Genomic DNA, 17597 nt, shown 5'->3' on the forward strand with positions numbered 1-17597 from the left:
TTCTCCTTATAAAAAGACGCAGTTGCGCTTGCGCCACATGACGTAGCCGAAGTTCTTCTTGCTGGCCGGCGAGTTGTGGCCCACCTCCCAGCGCATCACGCTGCGCCCCATCGGGTGACAGCGGGCGCTGTCCGGGTACATGTTCACCATCTGATAACGCCAGCGCTCCTTCGGCATGATCGGCGATGGGTACTCGAAGCAGACCGCCCGGTCTTTGCCGATGGACTCCATGATTTGCCCCTGGCGGTGCAGCTTGAACGCCATCTTTTCCGAGACCAGCACCGACGACTGCAGCGGACTGATTTCCTTGGCCACCCAACCGTTGAACGGATACATCGACCCCTGACTGCCGGCGCACCAGAACAATGCGTCGAGCGGCAGATGGAAGCCGCTGGCAATGGCGTCGGCCGCGCAGGCGCCCTGCGCCAGCGGATTGGCAAAGACCACCGCCTCCGGGTTGAGAATGGTGGTCAGGCTGCTGTCGACCCAGGTCGGATCGATTTCCGACAGGTAGGCGATATCCATGTCCCCACCCTGCAGGCAGCCCGCGGAGGTGATGATGTTCAGCCAGTAGGTCAGCGGATACTTGTACCAGTGGACGTGATAGAACGCGGTGGTCACGTCCCCCTTGCCACTGCTGCCGCCGGTGCCGGTGCCAATCTTGCCGAGGTTGATGCTGAAACCGCCCAGGTTGACCATGCAGCCCGGCGAACGGGTCACGTCAGTCATGGCCATCGGCTCCCAGTACCCCATCGCCATCCCGATACGCTGAAAAATCGGCGGCGGCATGGGGCAGAACTGGATAGGGCTGCCCGGATTGCTGGTATCCGGCAAATCCCCTTTCCCGACCGGAATGCTCCCAATCGAGAGCGGGAAGATGCAGCGCCAGCAGATATCGGTGATCGGGTTAACAAAGCGCCCCTGACAGGCCGCATCCGCCGCCTGTGACGGTGCCGAAAACAGGCCTGCCACGACCAGCAATGCCGAGAGCCAGCACCGGGTCATGCGCGACGCTCCTGGCAATGCGCCGCCCACTGCGTTCCCCGGTAAATCTCTTGCACATCACCGGCGGCAACCAACCGGGCGGTGGGACGTGCCTCATCCTGCGGCGGTAATAACGCCGCCAGGGTGCTCAGCAGACTGTCGATAAGCGCCAGCTTGTCGAACAAATAAGGGGTGCGACCTTCCCGATCGGCAGGCAGCTGTTCACGCAGCTCGTGGGCTACCTCACGGCACTCGAGAATGCATTTGTAGATCCCACCCTTTGCCGACGCCGCCTGGCGGATGGCCATCAACTCGCCGTGGCGCGCGGCCAGCAATTGGCGACAGCTCTGCAGCTGATTCTCGGTCGCAATAAAACGTTTACGTGTCACAAACATACTGGTCCCCTTCAGTTCGCGCTGCCGGCGGCAGGAATGGATTCGATACGCAGCCGCAGGCCGCTCGGCGCCGCCGTGATGCGCGCCGGCACCGTCGTCAGCCCGAACCGGCGCGACAGCGCCCCGCCCTGGTCGAAGTAGATACGGCTGTCGAGCGCGGCAGATGTCTTGGGAATGTCGCCGTTGACCAGAATAACCTTCACCATCAGGGTCTCCGGCTGCTGCGCCTTCATCCAGGCAACCTGCTGCGGATCGTCACCGTCGATGAAATACAGCGTCTGCGCGAACGGCACGGTGGTCAGCGGGTTGATAACGTCGCCCTTGCGGGCAAAGACTCGCCCCTTGTCGTCTTTCAGGTCAGAAGAGAGCTGCACGCTCGGGTCGAAGAAGCGTTCGGCATAGCGCTCGGTTTTTCCGATGCCGGCGACCGGCTCAGGCCGCTGGCTGTGCTTCACGGTGCGCTCTTTGAACGCCGTCATTTCCTCATCCCAACGGCCGCTGCGCTGCAATTCGGTCAGCCGTTCGTGAATGGTCTGCAGCATGTCCGGCTCGGCCACCGGGTACAGGTCGCCCCAGGTGCCGAAGTCTTTGGCCACCGCCATGCTCGTAAGCTGAGAAAGTCCGAGCACCGCTATCAGCAGGCTTTTACGTAAAGGCTTAGCCACGCTCTGCCTCCTGATACCGTTCGAACCAAAACACGACGGGCGCGGGTTTGACTTCAATCAACCCGAAGCGCTCGGCAGTGCGGAAATTGACGCTGTAAGCCCGCGCGCGTTCAGCTTGCGCCGCTATCTGCTCGCGGAACGTCTCGAGGCTGAAAGTCGTTTTGAACAGGTTGCACGGGGCGCACGCCGGGTTGAGGTTCTCGATTGCATCGCGGCTTTCATGCAAAACCTTGCCGGTCGCTTTCAGTTTGAACAGACCCTTTTCGGCGGCAGCCATGTCCTGCTCGGATTCTCGCATCACCGGCTCGAGGTGATCGGCATGCCAGCCTTTCTCCGGCAGTTCACAACCGCAGTAGGCGCATCGGCCGCCAAACTTCTCACGCAATACCGCGCGTTGTGCTTTGGTCAATTTAGCCATGCGGCACCGCCTGTGAGGGAATATCCACTTGTTTTGCCTGCGCAACAGCGGCCTGCAGCGCCTTCACATCGACGGCGCCGTACAGCGGCGTCACCTGATCCGCCCGCGCATCACGGGTCGGCATAACGATAAAGGCGGGGGTGCCGCTGATGTTCAGCTGCTGGGCCAGTTCACGCGTGGCCAGCAGCGTTTTCTCCGTCTCGGGCAGTACGGTCATCGGCGCGGCGCCGGCCGCCAGGAGTGCCGCATTAAGCGTGGGTTGCGACAACCGCCCTTCGTTCTCACCGGAGGCAAAGACCGCATTGTGGTAGGCCAGATAGGCCTCACCGCCCTTGAGTTGCCACAGCGTCAGGCCGGTACGTGCTGCCTGCACCGACATCGGCCAGCGGCTGCCAAAAATGGGGAACTCCTTGAAAACAAAGCGTACATCGGGATTGTCACGCACAAAGTCAGCCACCACCGGCGCCATACGCGCGCACCAGATGCACTGATAATCGAAGAACTGCACCACAGTCACGCCGCCGTCAGGATGCACAACCGGCGTCGCCGGATCGCGCAATAACGTCGCCTGCAGTTCCGGCTGCGTGGTCAACGCGGTTTGCACCGTGCGATTGGCCGCGGTCTGTTGCTGCGCCTCCAGCTTCTCGCTCATCTGCAGCAGGATGTCCGGGTGCGCCAGCAGATAGTCGCGGGCAAGCGGGCCGATGGCCTCCTGCTGCGCCGGAGTAAACGCTGGACTCGGCTCGGGTAAGGCGTTAACGGACGGTAACGTCGGCGGATAATCGATGCCACGCAGTCGAGGTGTCTCCCAGTGAACTTGGGGGGGCGTCGACGTCGCGGCCGCTGGCTGCTTGTTCTTCGCCGGTAAGAATTGAAGGGCAACAATGGCGGCAGTCACAGGGAAGAGAGCAATAGCAGCCAGAAAAAACACCGTATTTATGCGATTTCGACGCTTTTTCATAATATCTCGGGTATTTCGATTCATGGCTGATTATCCTTATCAACACTGACGGTATTGCCTCGCTGCATTCGGGCAGCAATATCCCGCTGCAGCTCGCGCGTCACGTCCCTGGCACCGCCCACTACCGCCGGCGAGACCAGGATGATCACGTTGTTGCGCTGCTGGTATTGCGTGATGCTGGTTTGCAGCGCGCCGGTAAACCGTTCGGCCAGCAGCTTGCTGCGCTCCGGCGGCAGGGATTGCTTGGCGGCGCTCTCGTAGAACGCCTCCATAGTCTGTTTCATGTCGAAGGTGACGATCGCCGGCTGACGCTGCAGCAGCCACAGCGTGGCCCCCACGCTGAGCAGAACGGCAATCAGTACGCAGACCGTACCCCACAGCGCAATGGCGCGTTTCTGTGCCGGGCTGTTTGGCGGCGTGATAATGGCAGGCAGTGTCATGCGGCCGCCCTCCCTGTGTAGTTTTCTTCCACCCAGCGCTCGATGCGCGCCATCTCCTCGCCAAAGTTGCGGTGCGCCAGCTCATACACGGCGTCATGCACCGATACCCCCTGTTCGCGCCGGGCCTGCATGAACTCGAAGTCCTGGCCCTGGGAGGAGTACATTGCGCGGCTCAGCGGATCGACAAACAGGCGGTGCCAGCTGACCTTGCCGGAGACCATCAGCATGAAGGAGCTGAACCACTGGTCTTTGGCCGACTCGAACTTCCCGATCATGTCCTGCTGCAGCTGAGTGAAATTGTCCGGGTTTTTCTGCAGATAGGTTTTGAACTCGGAGGCGTCCTGCATCAGGATGATCTTGTAGGAGGAGTTGCCCCAGGCGGCTTTCGCGGCCGAGCTGGCGGTGTCCGAGTCAAAGTCCTTGATATTCTGGGTAATGGTGATGTACGCCCCGCGGTGACGGCGCGCGGTACGGTAACCCTCTTCGATAAACTCGCCCGCTTTGGCGTTCTTGAAGTTGAGCAGCTTCCAGCCCTCGTCGATAACGCACAGCTTCTTGCTCTGACGCGATGTCTGGTACATCCGCCCCTCGATGTAGATCATCAGCGAGAACATCACCGCAACCAGCAGATCAGGGCGGTTTTTCAGGCCGCCCATCTCCAGCACCACCATGTTGACGTCATCGCGCAGCGACGGTTCGTCGGAGTTGAAGAACTCACCATAGGTGCCGTCGGAGCAGTATTTATCCAGCAGGATGGTCATTTCATGCAGGCGGTTGCGGATGGTCGGCGAATCGCGATAGACCTCCTCATCCATCGCGTCGCGCAGAAAGTCACGCACATCATCGATACGGGCATTCTTTTGCTTGCTCAGCCAGGCTGCCTTCACCGCCATCTCCAGCAAGCTCTCATGAACTTCGTCCAGGTTGCCGTCGGGGCTGGCCATCACCGAAATCAGGTTGGCGATCTGCGTCGCCGACAGGTTGATGTCCTTCACGTTGGCGAACGGGTTGAACTTCAGCGTCTGTGCGTCGATGTAAACCCCGCCCATGTTTTCGCACAGGCTCTTGTAACCATCGCCCATGTCGAACACCCAGGCGGCACCACCGGTATCCAGCACGCTGCGCAGCATCGGCTGGATCAGGCCGGTTTTACCCGCGCCTGACGTCCCGGCCACCGCCATGTTGTAGTTGGTGTTGCGCATCACCTCGGAGTAGATGTCGATAAACGCCAGCTGGTTGCGGTAGGTGGGCGCCAGCAGGCCGGACGGCGCCAGACGGTTGTCGGCGACGATCGGCATCAGGTTGACCACGTTCAGGGTCTTGGCGCGATGCACCGCACCGTGCATCGCCAAATCCTGGAAGACGCCGTGTTCGGCCATAAACGGCAGGCAGGCCAGGAAATTCCAGTGCTGCTTGAAGCGCGGCGATATCAGGTCGAAACCGTTCTTGCGGTAGCTGTTGATGACGTCCTGTTCACAGCGCAGCGCCACGCTGTCGTTGTCTTCGCAAAACACCGTCACGTTATAGAAGAAGGAAACGATCGCCGTCTGGTTGGACGCCAGACTCTGGCGCAGATCGCCCCACTCCTTCATCTCCTCCAGCGTGCCGGGGAAGAACTTGGCGTAGGAAGTGCGGGATTTTTTCTCCAGATCGATGTACTTGCGGTTCGCCTCGAAAGAGGTTTTGGTCTGCTCTTCAACGACCAGCGTCAGCGTAATAATGAACGGCGTGGCGATCGACAGTTCGGGATACAGCAGGTTGCCGTAGTTGTCGGCGGTGTTCCACAGGAAGGCCATCTCCGGGTTCTGCTCGAGCTGGAAATTCATCACCCGCGCCACGCTGCCTTTCTTGCTGCCGGCATCACGCAGGTTGATTTTGACGCAGTCAGGATACACGTCCATGCCAAATCCGTTGTCGATGCACTGGAAGTTCAGGTCTTTCAGCGGGTCGAGTTTGCGCGGCTTGTTGTACAGCTGGTTCGGATCGTGGTTGATGATTTCACCCACGACGTTGATAAAGTCCGCGGCGTTCAGCGACTGGGTCGGGATTTTTGCCCCCATCAGCGACGCACGCAGCACCTTGACCAGGTTCTCCAGCTCGGTGATGAGCGCCTTGTTGTGGCGCTTGCTCTTGACGCAGTAGGAGATGAACACTCGGTAGTTGCGCAGCGTCAGCGGCATATCGACGCCCGGTGGCAGAGAAAACCGGTCTGCCGCCGCCATCAGGTAGTAGGCACGTGTGATGGCGTTGAATTTATCCGCGTCCTTGCCCGACCAGGAGAAGTCACGCAGGCCGGACTCCACCAAATCGCCGACGCGCTTGCTGGCCATCAGGTGAACAGACAGCGCGATCCCACGCGGCAACTTGGTGCGCAGCAGACTTTCGAGCGTCAGAACCACCTGCTCGTTGGCGCCGGCCAGCGGCAGCGCTTCCAGCACAAAGCCGATGGAGCCGGCATTGATGAACAGCCCGCTCTCTTCGTCGTAGTCGCGATAGGGCAGCACGCTGCTCAGCTGGGGAAAGTTCATGTCACCCAACACCTTGTTGGCGGCAGAAGCTTCATCCGGCATCTTCAGCGCCGACAGCAGGCTGTTGGCGGTATGGGTGACCTTGTCGAGCAAATTCATTTACGGCTCCCTGTCAGTACACGGACTGGGGCTGCCCCCAGACGGCGGGTTTAACCACGAACAGCACCTTGCCCGGTTGGTGATAGACGTCCTGACTGTCAATCCAGGGTGCAATCCACAACTGTGCGGTCTGTTCAGCCTGACGTGCCGGTCGGGTGCTGCCGACACCGGCACAGCGCGGCAACGTGCAGGTACTGACGGTCGTCACGATGGCGGACGGCGCCGCAATCGCCGGATACGCCGGAACCACCGGCGCCGGGGATGCGGCCCTCTGACGAGGCAACAAACGGGAAGTGCTGCCGACTGATACAGGAACGGGGCCGGTATCTCGCCCCACAGCCGCAAAGTCGCCGTCAGCCAGGCGAGGCAATGCGGCCGCAGCCGGCTTTGCTTCGCTGCCCTCTTCCAGCGACTTGGCTTTCTCGTTGGCCTGCTCCATGGTCATGCAGCTGTCAGAGGTGGTGGCGTTACAGCCGAACTCGCTGCTGACGCCGGCACAACCGGCCAGCAGCAGCACGCCACCCAGGGCGGGGAGTAAAAGCAGTGATTTCATGATGTGCGTTTTCATAAAGTCTCCTTAAAACCTGGCCGAGAAAAAAGTCATTAACGGTACAACGAGGGTCATTACCCATCCGGCGCACGTATGCATCATCAAGAACATCGGGACATCAAATCCCCAGTGAATGAAAGAGCTCCCGGCAACGATTGCGACTGAGATGGGCACTATCAGTGCCAGGCATACCGACAGTGCGTAAGCAGATGATTTTTTGTTGGTACCCGTCATTAAGAAAAATAAAGAGAGCGCCGCCGACCCCGCACACCAGAGAATGTCACGCCGAAAGCCGGCCCACTTGTCGGCATCTGTCAGCAGGTGCTCAATGCGCCACATATCGAGCGCAAGCCAGCCGCCCCACCAGGCCAGCAATAAAAAGACATATAGCCCCGTCATTTTTCGTTCGGTCATGATTTGGCCTCATCCTCAGAAGGCGGTGTCGGTGCAATAGAAATGCCCTGCCGCACGGCATCCGCGCTGTATTTATCCACGATGGACTGCATCAGCGTCGTTTTCCCCGCACCGGTTCGGCCGCAGACGACACGGTTCCCGATTTCTGCAGAAGCGACACCCATGAAGGGAAAGTCATCGAAATACCAGATAGTGGGTTTGTCGTTGTTATTCATTGGTCTGTCTCCTTATCTTCATCTTCCTGTTGAACGGAGCCGGGTTTGCGGAACGCCACCACCTTGTGGTGGGTATTCTCAAGAAGCGGGTTTGCGGCATCGGCATGAGCCTCATTTGACTGCCCCACAGCGTCATGTGAGTTCTGCGTGCATCCATGTCCCAGAAGGGCATATTCCTCATAAGCCCAGTCTCTCAACTTACAACCCCATATTTGGATAAGGACTCTGTCGTGAAAGCCGCTTATCGCCGCTGGAAGTACTGGCGTCCCTGCGCCAATATCCCGGAGTAACGACTGGTATTCGTATTGCAGCCGGGCTGGATAACGCGCCAACAACCGCGATATTTCCTGCAAGACAGAGGAGCGGGTGAGCCGGGTAAGCTCCCAATGCACAATTAAAATCAGAGCAAATATCAGCATCCCAGAGAGCAACCCACCGCCCAATGAAAACCAAAACCACTCCACCACCGCGATGACAGCCCCCATCACCAACCAGCCCACGACGCTGAAATGTGGAATGTTTCCAAACCGCGAATAAACTTCTGACAGATGCAATAACGCCTTCAACGTGGACTTCTGCTCTTTAATGTCCATCACTGGCCACTCCCTTTACCGATTCCGAACTGAGCCGGATCAAGCTTGCCGAGGTGGTTCAGCATCTGATCGGTGTTGAACCCGTTCAGGCTCTGCCCGGATTTGGGCTGGTCGCTCCCTTCGGTCTGCCCCTGCTGACGGCTCTCTTTTTCCGCCGCCACTTCCTCGATGGTTTTCATCTGGAAGCCTTCCTGGAACACCACCGTAACTTCGTTACCGGCGCCGATCGGAATCACCGGGTGATACTGCTCAGCCCGCTTGATGTAGTAGTCGCTGAGCGTCGAGGCGGCTTTGCTGGCCCCCCCGCCGATGGCCGATTTGGCAATATCGCCGGCGCCCATGCTGGCCGTTGCCCCAAGACCAACGGTCGGCTGCGCCGCCCGGCCGGCACCCTCGCCCAACCCGTCAAGGAACCCGGCGCCCCAGGCAAAGCCGAGGATCTTGCCGTTGCGCATCACCACCTCGCCCTTGACACCGTTCTTGCCCATAAAGGAAACGTGGCCGTCGATGTCCTGATCGATAATGTCGTCACCGCGAATGCAGCTGATTTTGCGGGTGCGCACGATGGCGCGTTCGCTGGAGACGTCGCCATAGGCCTCCATGCTGATAAAACAGCCGGTGGCGTCATAGGTCTTGCTGTTCGGCATCTCGATCCGGCCGGTCACCCGTACCTGCATCGGCACCGTGGCCGTGTTCCCGGTCACCGAGGCGTTGGCATCCGCTCCCTCAATCAGGATGGATTTGGCGAAGCTGCCGGTCGGAATGTAGGGGTACTTCTTTTTCCGGGGGCCGGTCTCCGGCGGCACCAGTGACTTGCGATAGAGACGGCCGGGCACCGGGATAGGCTTGTAGTCAACGCTCGGTGGCGGTGTGACGCCCTTGCCCGGATAGAACGCCGTCGGCGGCGGAACCGCGCCGCCCGCTGCCGGCGGGAACTGTGTCGGCATCGGCTCGCCCTCGGGCGTCACGCCGTTAACCAGCGGCGGTAAGGAGGCGGCGGAACCGGGGGCCGGGTTCCCTGGTGTTGTTTGCGCCCCTGGTCCGCCAAACTGTTTAAGCTTGTTGTTTTCGTCTTCCAGCACCTGCATGCGTTTCTGATCTTCCAGACGCGATTTGTTCAGCAGGTCGATTTCCTGACGCAGGGCGGTAAACTGCTTGTTGATCTCGGCCTGCGCGGCCTGCGTCTGGGTGATGGCATGCTGCTGCACGCGATCGTCAAAGGTATTGTCGACCACCCCGGTCAGGTCGGGAGCCGGTTCGGCAAGTTGCTGTGTCTCCAGCTCCGCATCCTGCGAGAAGTAGTAACCGCCGCCGATGGCCGCGGCGACCGCCAGCGCGACCGCGCCCAGCCAGAGATATTGCTTGCGCTTGACCAGCACATTGATGTTCGCCATCAGCGGCCTCCCTCGGACAAGGTGATCCACACGCTCATGCGACCGCCGCCGATAATCTGCCGGGTAGGCGTAGCGAACATCACCGCCCGCACACCCCGTTGCCAGAAGTCGTGTTCGTTGACCCACTGGCTGGCGCTGCCCGGATTGCTGACCTCAAAGCGAACCACCTTCAGGTGATGCCCTGTCCAGACCTGCTGCGCCTGCGCACGCAAACCGTAAGGCGCGGACAGCGCTTCCCGCGTGACCGGCATCTGCCCATAGCCGGACGGCAACCGGCCCTCCATCAATGACTTGTTGAGCGAGACCAGCATGGACTCGTAGGGCTGCCCCTCTTCCCAGCCTTTGGCGGCAACAGAAACGCCCTGGCTCTCCCCCACCAGTGAGAACGTGCGGCCGACACCGGCACGCGGTACGGCGCGAATGGAATAGTTCATACCCCGCTCGGTTTCGATAACAAAACTGAACGGTTTTTTATTGAGCGTACTCAGCACCAGCCCCCCGTTGGCCGCCGGCTCATAATTCACCAGGCTTTCATCCACGCCGCTGACGAACGTCACGCGATCGCCGGGGACGTTGAACAGGTTGGGTTCGCTGTTGCTGAGTGAAACATGTGCCTGACTGCCGTTCTGCAGCGGGATAGTGACCGGCGCATCCACCGTGCCGGCCTGGGCACCGAAGCAGGCCGTCAGAGCGACAGCCATCAGCGCATAGCGACGTTTAGTTTTCATCGTTTACCTCGACGAACTTGGCCAGCCAGGTCACACCCTCGCTGCGATCGATATAAAGGGAGTAATGCTTGAGGGCTTTTTCCGGGGCGCTGTCACCGATCCAGGTACGCAGCTCACCGCGAATATCAACACGCCCCTGGGCGGGGTAGACTTTCACGCTGGTCTGGAAGAAAGCCGCATTGACGTTGCTGGCTCGGATACGGTTGGCTTCTTCGGCCAGGACGATTTTGAGAGCGTTTTGCGCCGCCGGCTTGACCATCATGAGCAGGGTGGAATGTGAGGCGTTGACCGTCTCAGGGGTCACATTGAGACGTAACGCGACAAAGGAGAGCGCCATTTGCTCGAGATACGATGCATCAGCGCTGTTTTGTGAGACGCCGAACGGCGCCTTGAACAACATGGGGACTGCCACCACCTGTTTTTCGTTCTGCAGGCGATAGTTGTTGATAGCCATGATAATGACGGCCACCGTCAGCGCAGCAATCAACAGCGCCATGACAATAAAGCCAATGGCAATAATACGGTTTGAGTTGAGACGTGCTGAGTGTTCCATTATCGCCTGCCTATTTTATCCATTTCCGAAAACACGATTCAGGGACCACCTTGTAGACGCCTTTGCCGAGCGAGGTCGGTAAATACCAATATGCAAGGTCACGCAGCCAGCTACTGCCCTTCCCCTTTTTGGCTTTGTGAATGGCCCAGAACACCAGCGCCGCCAAAATAATCCCCGTGATATATTTCTGCTGCCAGATAAACCAGCCGCCAGTAATAGCCACGGGGATTAATTCATCAAGACAAAACCCAAACCAGCGGTCTTGTGTTCTCAGTGTTTTCGGGAAACGGTATTTATTCAGATCGTTTCCCGACATACCGCCCCCGATTAATACCCGGCGACTTTCATCCCCACCGCGATCAGAACAGAGACCACGATGAAGCCGGAGAGGTATTTAAGGTTCTTGGTGGCCATATACATCACGGCACCAACCAGCACTTCGACCAGGACGATCCATTTGACCATGGTGGAGCCGGAGCCTGCCGTTGCCTTAACATCGGCATCGCCGGATTGCAGCATGTCCTTACCGCCGGCGGCGAGAGCCACTTCCGGGAAGAACGAAGCCAGTACGGCAAACGGCAGGATCACCTTGAGGAAATTCACGACGCGTTGCCGAGAAAACAGCTTACGAAGTGAAAATCCCTGACGTTGGGCAACAGAAGAGCCCTGAGCGCTTAATGAAGCATTCATTTAAATTATCCTTGAATGAGGTAAATATTTGGATGCAATAGAGAAACATCCTTGGCTTAGTATGAAATGAGATTATTTGAACAGTTAGAAGCACCCCCTTACATTATGAAAATTAAAGATATTTTGATAAAAAATAAGCTGTTTTTGATGTAACCACTTGAAGTCAAATCACAAAAAAAACAATAAAAATCATTAAATTAAAACTTAATCTCGCGGTGTGAGTGTGATGTATTTGCTCTACGAGATGACCTTCTACAGCTACCAATGGTTTGACTGATTGAACTAAAACAATGAAACTGTAGAATACATCCAACAACAAAGCAACACAAAACGCACCATATGATGCTTTTTAATTTCATCGAATTGAATAATAAGGAGTTTATATGTCAGGAAAAACAGCAGTAGTTGTATTCAGTGGAGGTCAAGATTCGACTACATGCTTAGTGAAGGCTCTCGCTGAGTATGACTCCGTGCACTGTTTAACCTTCGACTACGGCCAGCGCCACAGTGAAGAAATTAAAATAGCGGAGCAACTTGCAAAGAAGCTAAACGTAAGCTCACATAAAATTCTAGATGTTAATGTAATCAATGAGTTAGCAATAAGTAGTTTGACTAGAAATGAGATTGAAGTGCCCGAGCACAAAAATGCTGATTCGGATGGAATACCATCAACGTTTGTTCCTGGCAGAAACATCGTATTCCTTACCCTTGCCGCCATCTATGCATTTCAAGTAAATGCGAAAGACGTAATAACAGGTGTTTGTGAGACTGATTTTTCAGGATACCCGGACTGCCGTGATGTTTTTGTGAAAGCGTTAAACCACGCAGTAAGTTTAGGAATAGGAAGAGATATCAAGTTTGTAACGCCACTAATGTCATTAAACAAAGCTGAAACATGGGCATTAGCAGACAATATGGGATGTTTGGAACTCATCAGAGATGAAACTTTAACTTGTTACAATGGAGTTAAAAGTTTTGGGTGTGGGAAATGCGACGCATGTTTTCTACGATTGAGAGGGTTTAATGAATACGTACAAAACAAAGAAGAAATAAAAAAAAGCCTGCAAAAAAAACAGGCCTTATGACTAATTAAATATTATTCTTGAGTGAGGTATTTATTAAATAGATACCTTGCTCCATACGCAGGAAAAACATTAACAATTGCATACGCTAACTTAATTATTACTTGAACGGCGATAATTCCTATTATTTGTTCGTTTGTCATCAAACCACTGAAAGCTATGAAACAAAAGACAACACTATCTATAACAGAGGCCACGAATATACTGGACAGAATCCTTATATATAAGTAGCGAGAATTAGTCAGTTCTTTGATTTTACAAAGCACATATGAATTAGCCAGCTCGGAGGTAAGAAATGCTATAGTTGATGCAAGAAATGTTGATTGTATTTGATTAATAAGGCTATTATATGGACCATTGAATATCCATTCAGGTATAACAGGTAACTTCAGAGAAACATAAAGCAACCCTAATATTGCCGCATTAGCAACAACACACATATAGATGGCTTTTCTTGCCAGCCTAAATCCATAAAATTCATTCAGAAGATCTACTACTAAGAATGTAAACGGGTAAACAAAAGTACCAGGCGTAATGATAAGATCAAAGTATTGTATGTGAACTGGTTTGACTGCAGCTATATTACTAAATATATAACAAACACTAATAACCAAACAAAAAGCAACATAAGTTAACCACTGCTTTTCATTTCTATCTTTAAACTCATATTCAGTTTTAACACTTTCACCAGAGCTATATATTTTTCGACAAACCGCCGACACTTCTCTAGCGTTAAAATCATCAATCACCTCTGAAGATAGTAGTCTTTCGTATGGCATTGACATAACCCGCCCAGTGTTCAACACCATAACGTTAGCTTTTCCATTGAGGATATCAAATCCAATTAGCTTATATTTTATATTCGCTTCCATACCTTTCCTCGATTATTGTACCAACAACATCCTCAGCAACTAAATGAGCCGAACTACCATCAATCACCTTTAAACTTTTGCTTGAAGTAACCACAAGAACATTTGCCTCATGAATGATAGCCTCACGGCGAACGATGATCACATCACCTTTATTATAGTATCCTTTTATCTCTTTTGTTAGAAGTATTCCAACTACATTAGGACCTTCACCGAAGAAATAAGTTATAGGTGACGACATAACTAACCGTCCAATTTTTGCATTTACTGCTGAGAGTATAGTTGTATCTTTAATAATCGGAACCGCCAACGGGTTCATGTTACCATCGATGGTTACTAACTTATTAGATAACTCCTTTTCTTGTAAATCAACAGATTGAATTTCTTTAAATGAAACACCAAAGAATCCGGCTACTTTTCGAAGAGTATTTTCTTGAACGCGCTCTACCCTACCTTCAAGGATCTTATATATAGTAGTTCGATTAACACCGGCACCATCACTCAAAGAAACTTGTGTTTCCTTTCTCGAAGAAAGAAGGTAATTTATATTCTTTTTTATTATCTCGGTATTATTCATGGCATACTCATGATCAAATAATAGTGATGGTTAGTCAAAAGATGATACATGAAAGACATCAGATGATGAAATAAACATAGCACAGCATGAACTACACATTATCAACAGTTCTTGATTATGTGGATTTTTCACCTCCTAACACTATGTAAAATCATAATAAAGGAGGGGACCATGATACCAAAAAGACTAAAAGATGCCAGAATATCAAGTGGTTATACACAGGAGCAGTTAGCTGAACTTGTAGGTATACAAGGGGCCAATTCAAGCTCAAGACTGTCAAGTTACGAAGTCGGCAGAACAGAACCACCTTTCAGCTTAGTAGTAAAAATAGCCAACTTATTGGATTACCCAGAGTATTACTTCTATACGATAGATGATGATTTAGCGACAGATCTTCTTGAAATGCATAGAAACAGAACAAATCCCTCCAAAAATAAATTCTACAGTTCAGTAATAGAAGAGAAGAAATTAGCTAAAAAAGTTGAAGATGCCAAACGACTAGCAATTGAAATAATTGACTGTCTAAACAAATAGAAATCAGCAAGCATAATTACCTCACTCCCAAAGGAGGTATGAGGTAATTAAGTTATTGATGATAGTTCATTCGTTAGTACTATCTGAATCAACACCAATAAAAAATCTCTCTAACTTATCATTAACAGATTCGTTTATTTCTGAAATGATCTGCTGATAGTTATTAAGTTTTGGTTTATCTGCAACATGTGGAGCTAGAGTACTTGCACCAAGAACCTTTGCCATTGCAAGTTGAGTTTTCAATACGTTTTCCAAAAGAGTTTTGTTAAACTCCGTCTGATTAAAAGGGTCATCTTTTCTTTCCATCTGTGCCTCATAGACTCTGAGACCGAGTTCAAGAAGCATAGAAATAACACTAGATGTACTTACTTCAGTTTCAGCAGCCCCTTCTTGACGGCGCTGTTCAACAATTGCATGAATCTTTTCAACCGCCTCCTTGCTGACATATGCTTGAATTCTTGCCATATAATTTTTACTCCATGACATTATTAGCTGACAGATAATCTGTATGTATTTTGAGTTGGCATGCACGAATCAAATCAGACTCTAATTGCGAGTCTAATGATAGCTATAAAAGCAAAAACATACAACTCGCCTCTAGGGTCGAGTCTGTTTATCTATATGAAATTTAGTGATAACTCTATATAGAGTTGTGTATAAACTCGAATAACGACTCTAGTTAGAGTCCTTTACAACTCTAATCTCTTGCCATGTAAAAATACAACAATAACTTAAAACGCGTAATCAACTGTTTTAAAATAATAATTCTGCAAAATACAATTTTGCGTGGGGTGTGATGATGTTATCCAAAAGAGCGCGAATTTGTTGACTCGAGATCCCGAAAAGGCTAGATTTTCACCAGGGCTAGGGATTTTAAGGAAAACATGAAGAACCTCATCGCAGCATTAATGCTCTTCAGTTCAACAGCCGCTATCGCTGACTGTTTTGACATGGCAGGTCGGGATTATCGCATCGATCCCGATCTTCTACGTGCCATCTCATGGAACGAGTCACGTTTTAATCCCGTGGCTATCGGCCCAAACCCTACAACAGGCTACGGCGTGGGGTTAATGCAAATTGACTCACAGCACTTTAACTCACTCTCATTGATAGGTGTTTCAGAACGGCACCTGAAGCAAGACCCGTGCATGAACATCTACACTGGTGCTTATTATCTTGCGATTGCCTTTAAGAAGTGGGGAGCGACCTGGCAGGCAGTGGGTGCTTATAATGCAGGGTTCAAAGACTCTCCAAAGCAGGCGCAACGACGTTACACGTATGCGAGCAAAATCGAAAAGACTTACCGGATGATAAAAGCCAGTAAGAACAACCAATCCATTTCAAAGCACTAATTTATGAAGTTTAAAGAACTTTCAGAGTCAATTTGTTTAATGACATTAGCATTGATACTAACAGGCTGTGAGCCTTTGAGAACTACTGATTGTATCAAAAACTCTGCATTAGACTCATGCTCGTATAATCAATCTGGTAAAGTCACAGACAAGGATATCTTTGGTAAGCAGGCTGCTGGTATTAAAAAAGCTATTGACGCTGCTCTTATCAACGAGCATTCATGGAACGGCAAGCATTGTAATATGCATATTGACTTTACCATTGACGGTGATCTGCAAAACATAATAGTAAAAGACGGAGATGCTGAGTATTGTGCTGCGTTAGTGGCCGCAGCAAAGAGAGCAAAATTTCCGCCATTCGCTAATCAGCATGTCTTTGACGTAATGGGTTCAGCACGCTGGAACATGGAAGGCCAACCTTAAAAATGACACTTTCCTTATGCACATATCCACACGCAATAAAGCCAGTGAGTAACCGGTTTATCCTGACCGGTTACGAACGGGAGCGGTTATTTCACCGGGCCAAGGTGAAATAACATTGCCTGTGGGGATGTGTATAAGGTTTGCTGCATGGTATATCAATCACAATCTGACGTGGAACACGTCAGGGTAATAAGGGAGCCCCTGGGGGCGGACGGGTCAAAAACATTTATGTTTTTGACGGGCGGGCGGGGGAAATTCCGCGTTTCCCCTCAATGGGGAAAAAGTGGAACAGCCCGCAATCATTTGGAATGGCGGGGAAACCCCGCCTTGTATTTCATACTCTGGTCGGCAGAGTATTCGGGAATCGTTTCGCTATTATATCGTTTATCCGCTCTACCAGGTCTAACCGGTTAAACTCAATATGCCCCGTTCCTTTGGCATAGGCTCTGATCGTGAAATAGGTTAACTCACATGTCAGCCCGATCCCCTCCCCTCTGTTAAAGAAGTTTGTAAATCGATCACCCTCCCCGACGCGTATATCAGGCACTCTTTTGCCATCCAGAATGAAAAATATTTTTGCCAGATCGTCCACCGCCTGAATTGTTCGATCCTCAACGCGAAAACTTTCTCGGTAGGAGCGTGAAACCAATCTGTCGATTATGATTTTGTTGCCAAGCCTGCAAGGGTTATTCGTCCTGTAATCCCACGAAAGCCGTTGGAACACATCGATTAAACCCTGCTCAAACGTTTGCGCTTTCGTCGCATTTAACGCCTCGAATGTTGCCAGTACATTGTCCAGCGTCACGGCGGGGCATTTCTCGCTATACAGAGATTCATTCCAATTATCGCGCTGCTTTTGGCTCATCAGCGTAAACATCCCCGTTTCATTCATCAGGCGCGTCCAGATGCTGCGGTCGACGTTGATTTCTGCTGTGCGATTAAAATCGCTCAGATTTGTGCTGCGTTTAAGTTTTTCAATAATTGCATATTCATCGAATTGATAGCTATGGCCGCCAGCCTCGCGCAAAATAGAGAGTGCTGCGTGGAGTTTTTCCGCCGCCGCTTTCAGTTCAGTTAACCCCAAATTTCGCTGAGCTATAATGACATCAATCGCAGCCGAAGGAATGACATCG

Annotated in this window: 24 protein-coding genes; 4 read left to right on the top strand and 20 right to left on the bottom strand. The window is 52.5% G+C overall.

Going from position 1 to position 17597, the window contains the following annotated elements; genetic code table 11:
- Nucleotides 1-6: 6 nt before the first annotated feature.
- From traU to traA, 16 genes are read right to left on the bottom strand one after another with little or no spacing between them, the layout of a single operon-like run.
- Nucleotides 7-1005 (bottom strand): conjugal transfer pilus assembly protein TraU, encoded by a 999-nt coding sequence (gene traU, locus AC4PR2_RS22960; protein ID WP_492175524.1) that lies wholly within the window; start codon nt 1003-1005, stop codon nt 7-9.
- Nucleotides 1002-1379, bottom strand: coding sequence for a hypothetical protein (locus AC4PR2_RS22965; RefSeq protein WP_492175525.1), 378 nt, complete (start codon nt 1377-1379; stop codon nt 1002-1004). The genes traU and AC4PR2_RS22965 overlap by 4 nt, the downstream gene beginning before the upstream one ends.
- Nucleotides 1380-1390: 11 nt before the next feature.
- Nucleotides 1391-2044, bottom strand: a complete 654-nt coding sequence (traW, locus tag AC4PR2_RS22970; RefSeq protein WP_492175526.1) for a type-F conjugative transfer system protein TraW — start codon at nt 2042-2044, stop codon at nt 1391-1393.
- Nucleotides 2037-2462 (bottom strand): HNH endonuclease, encoded by a 426-nt coding sequence (locus AC4PR2_RS22975; RefSeq protein ID WP_125835646.1) that lies wholly within the window; start codon nt 2460-2462, stop codon nt 2037-2039. Before AC4PR2_RS22975 ends, traW begins: the two co-directional genes overlap by 8 nt.
- Nucleotides 2455-3447 carry a DsbA family protein gene (locus AC4PR2_RS22980; RefSeq protein WP_492175527.1) on the bottom strand — a complete coding sequence of 331 codons (993 nt, stop codon included), beginning with the start codon at nt 3445-3447 and terminating at the stop codon, nt 2455-2457. The genes AC4PR2_RS22975 and AC4PR2_RS22980 overlap by 8 nt, the downstream gene beginning before the upstream one ends.
- Nucleotides 3444-3863 carry a type-F conjugative transfer system protein TrbI gene (gene trbI / locus AC4PR2_RS22985; RefSeq protein ID WP_492175528.1) on the bottom strand — a complete coding sequence of 140 codons (420 nt, stop codon included), beginning with the start codon at nt 3861-3863 and terminating at the stop codon, nt 3444-3446. Before trbI ends, AC4PR2_RS22980 begins: the two co-directional genes overlap by 4 nt.
- Complete coding sequence (gene traC, locus AC4PR2_RS22990; RefSeq protein WP_492175529.1) at nt 3860-6490, bottom strand: type IV secretion system protein TraC; 2631 nt, start codon at nt 6488-6490, stop codon at nt 3860-3862. The genes trbI and traC overlap by 4 nt, the downstream gene beginning before the upstream one ends.
- 13 nt (nt 6491-6503) lie before the next feature.
- Nucleotides 6504-7058, bottom strand: a complete 555-nt coding sequence (gene traV, locus AC4PR2_RS22995; RefSeq protein WP_492175530.1) for a type IV conjugative transfer system lipoprotein TraV — start codon at nt 7056-7058, stop codon at nt 6504-6506.
- A 9-nt stretch (nt 7059-7067) separates the two neighbouring features.
- Nucleotides 7068-7454 (bottom strand): hypothetical protein, encoded by a 387-nt coding sequence (locus AC4PR2_RS23000; protein ID WP_171455194.1) that lies wholly within the window; start codon nt 7452-7454, stop codon nt 7068-7070.
- The gene (locus AC4PR2_RS23005) at nt 7451-7669 is read right to left on the bottom strand and encodes a hypothetical protein (protein ID WP_070914249.1); all 219 of its coding nucleotides are present in this window, start codon (nt 7667-7669) and stop codon (nt 7451-7453) included. Before AC4PR2_RS23005 ends, AC4PR2_RS23000 begins: the two co-directional genes overlap by 4 nt.
- A complete protein-coding gene (locus AC4PR2_RS23010; protein ID WP_492175531.1) occupies nt 7666-8262 on the bottom strand; it encodes a hypothetical protein in 597 nt (198 codons plus the stop codon). The genes AC4PR2_RS23005 and AC4PR2_RS23010 overlap by 4 nt, the downstream gene beginning before the upstream one ends.
- Nucleotides 8262-9656 carry an F-type conjugal transfer pilus assembly protein TraB gene (gene traB / locus AC4PR2_RS23015; protein ID WP_368462699.1) on the bottom strand — a complete coding sequence of 465 codons (1395 nt, stop codon included), beginning with the start codon at nt 9654-9656 and terminating at the stop codon, nt 8262-8264. Before traB ends, AC4PR2_RS23010 begins: the two co-directional genes overlap by 1 nt.
- Nucleotides 9656-10384 (bottom strand): type-F conjugative transfer system secretin TraK, encoded by a 729-nt coding sequence (traK, locus tag AC4PR2_RS23020; RefSeq protein WP_171455197.1) that lies wholly within the window; start codon nt 10382-10384, stop codon nt 9656-9658. Before traK ends, traB begins: the two co-directional genes overlap by 1 nt.
- Nucleotides 10374-10937, bottom strand: coding sequence for a type IV conjugative transfer system protein TraE (gene traE, locus AC4PR2_RS23025; RefSeq protein WP_147882578.1), 564 nt, complete (start codon nt 10935-10937; stop codon nt 10374-10376). Before traE ends, traK begins: the two co-directional genes overlap by 11 nt.
- A gap of 10 nt (nt 10938-10947) precedes the next feature.
- Nucleotides 10948-11253 carry a type IV conjugative transfer system protein TraL gene (traL, locus tag AC4PR2_RS23030; RefSeq protein WP_042785939.1) on the bottom strand — a complete coding sequence of 102 codons (306 nt, stop codon included), beginning with the start codon at nt 11251-11253 and terminating at the stop codon, nt 10948-10950.
- 11 nt (nt 11254-11264) lie between these two features.
- Complete coding sequence (gene traA / locus AC4PR2_RS23035) at nt 11265-11627, bottom strand: type IV conjugative transfer system pilin TraA (RefSeq protein WP_042785940.1); 363 nt, start codon at nt 11625-11627, stop codon at nt 11265-11267.
- Between the two features lie 383 nt (nt 11628-12010).
- On the opposite strand from traA, the gene queC reads away from it, so the two are divergent.
- Nucleotides 12011-12712, top strand: coding sequence for a 7-cyano-7-deazaguanine synthase QueC (gene queC, locus AC4PR2_RS23040; RefSeq protein WP_277497148.1), 702 nt, complete (start codon nt 12011-12013; stop codon nt 12710-12712).
- Between the two features lie 11 nt (nt 12713-12723).
- On the opposite strand, the gene AC4PR2_RS23045 is transcribed toward queC, so the two are convergent.
- Nucleotides 12724-13581: a queuosine precursor transporter gene (locus AC4PR2_RS23045; protein WP_126502345.1), complete on the bottom strand. Its 858-nt coding sequence runs from the start codon at nt 13579-13581 to the stop codon at nt 12724-12726.
- On the bottom strand, nt 13559-14155 hold the full coding sequence (locus AC4PR2_RS23050; protein WP_042785942.1) for a helix-turn-helix domain-containing protein: 597 nt from the start codon (nt 14153-14155) through the stop codon (nt 13559-13561). The genes AC4PR2_RS23045 and AC4PR2_RS23050 overlap by 23 nt, the downstream gene beginning before the upstream one ends.
- A gap of 171 nt (nt 14156-14326) precedes the next feature.
- Between AC4PR2_RS23050 and AC4PR2_RS23055 the strand changes: the two genes are divergently transcribed.
- Nucleotides 14327-14689, top strand: a complete 363-nt coding sequence (locus AC4PR2_RS23055; protein ID WP_197763283.1) for a helix-turn-helix domain-containing protein — start codon at nt 14327-14329, stop codon at nt 14687-14689.
- Nucleotides 14690-14755: 66 nt separating this feature from the next.
- On the opposite strand, the gene traM is transcribed toward AC4PR2_RS23055, so the two are convergent.
- Nucleotides 14756-15154: a conjugal transfer relaxosome DNA-binding protein TraM gene (gene traM / locus AC4PR2_RS23060; protein WP_197763282.1), complete on the bottom strand. Its 399-nt coding sequence runs from the start codon at nt 15152-15154 to the stop codon at nt 14756-14758.
- Between the two features lie 419 nt (nt 15155-15573).
- On the opposite strand from traM, the gene AC4PR2_RS23065 reads away from it, so the two are divergent.
- On the top strand, nt 15574-16041 hold the full coding sequence (locus AC4PR2_RS23065; protein WP_492175532.1) for a transglycosylase SLT domain-containing protein: 468 nt from the start codon (nt 15574-15576) through the stop codon (nt 16039-16041).
- Nucleotides 16042-16044: 3 nt separating this feature from the next.
- Nucleotides 16045-16464 (top strand): cell envelope integrity TolA C-terminal domain-containing protein, encoded by a 420-nt coding sequence (locus tag AC4PR2_RS23070; protein ID WP_492175533.1) that lies wholly within the window; start codon nt 16045-16047, stop codon nt 16462-16464.
- Nucleotides 16465-16798: 334 nt separating this feature from the next.
- On the opposite strand, the gene AC4PR2_RS23075 is transcribed toward AC4PR2_RS23070, so the two are convergent.
- A partial coding sequence (locus AC4PR2_RS23075; RefSeq protein ID WP_492175534.1) for a DUF4942 domain-containing protein occupies nt 16799-17597 on the bottom strand: 799 nt, incomplete at its 5' end.

Source organism: Serratia sp. A07 (assembly GCF_058725505.1).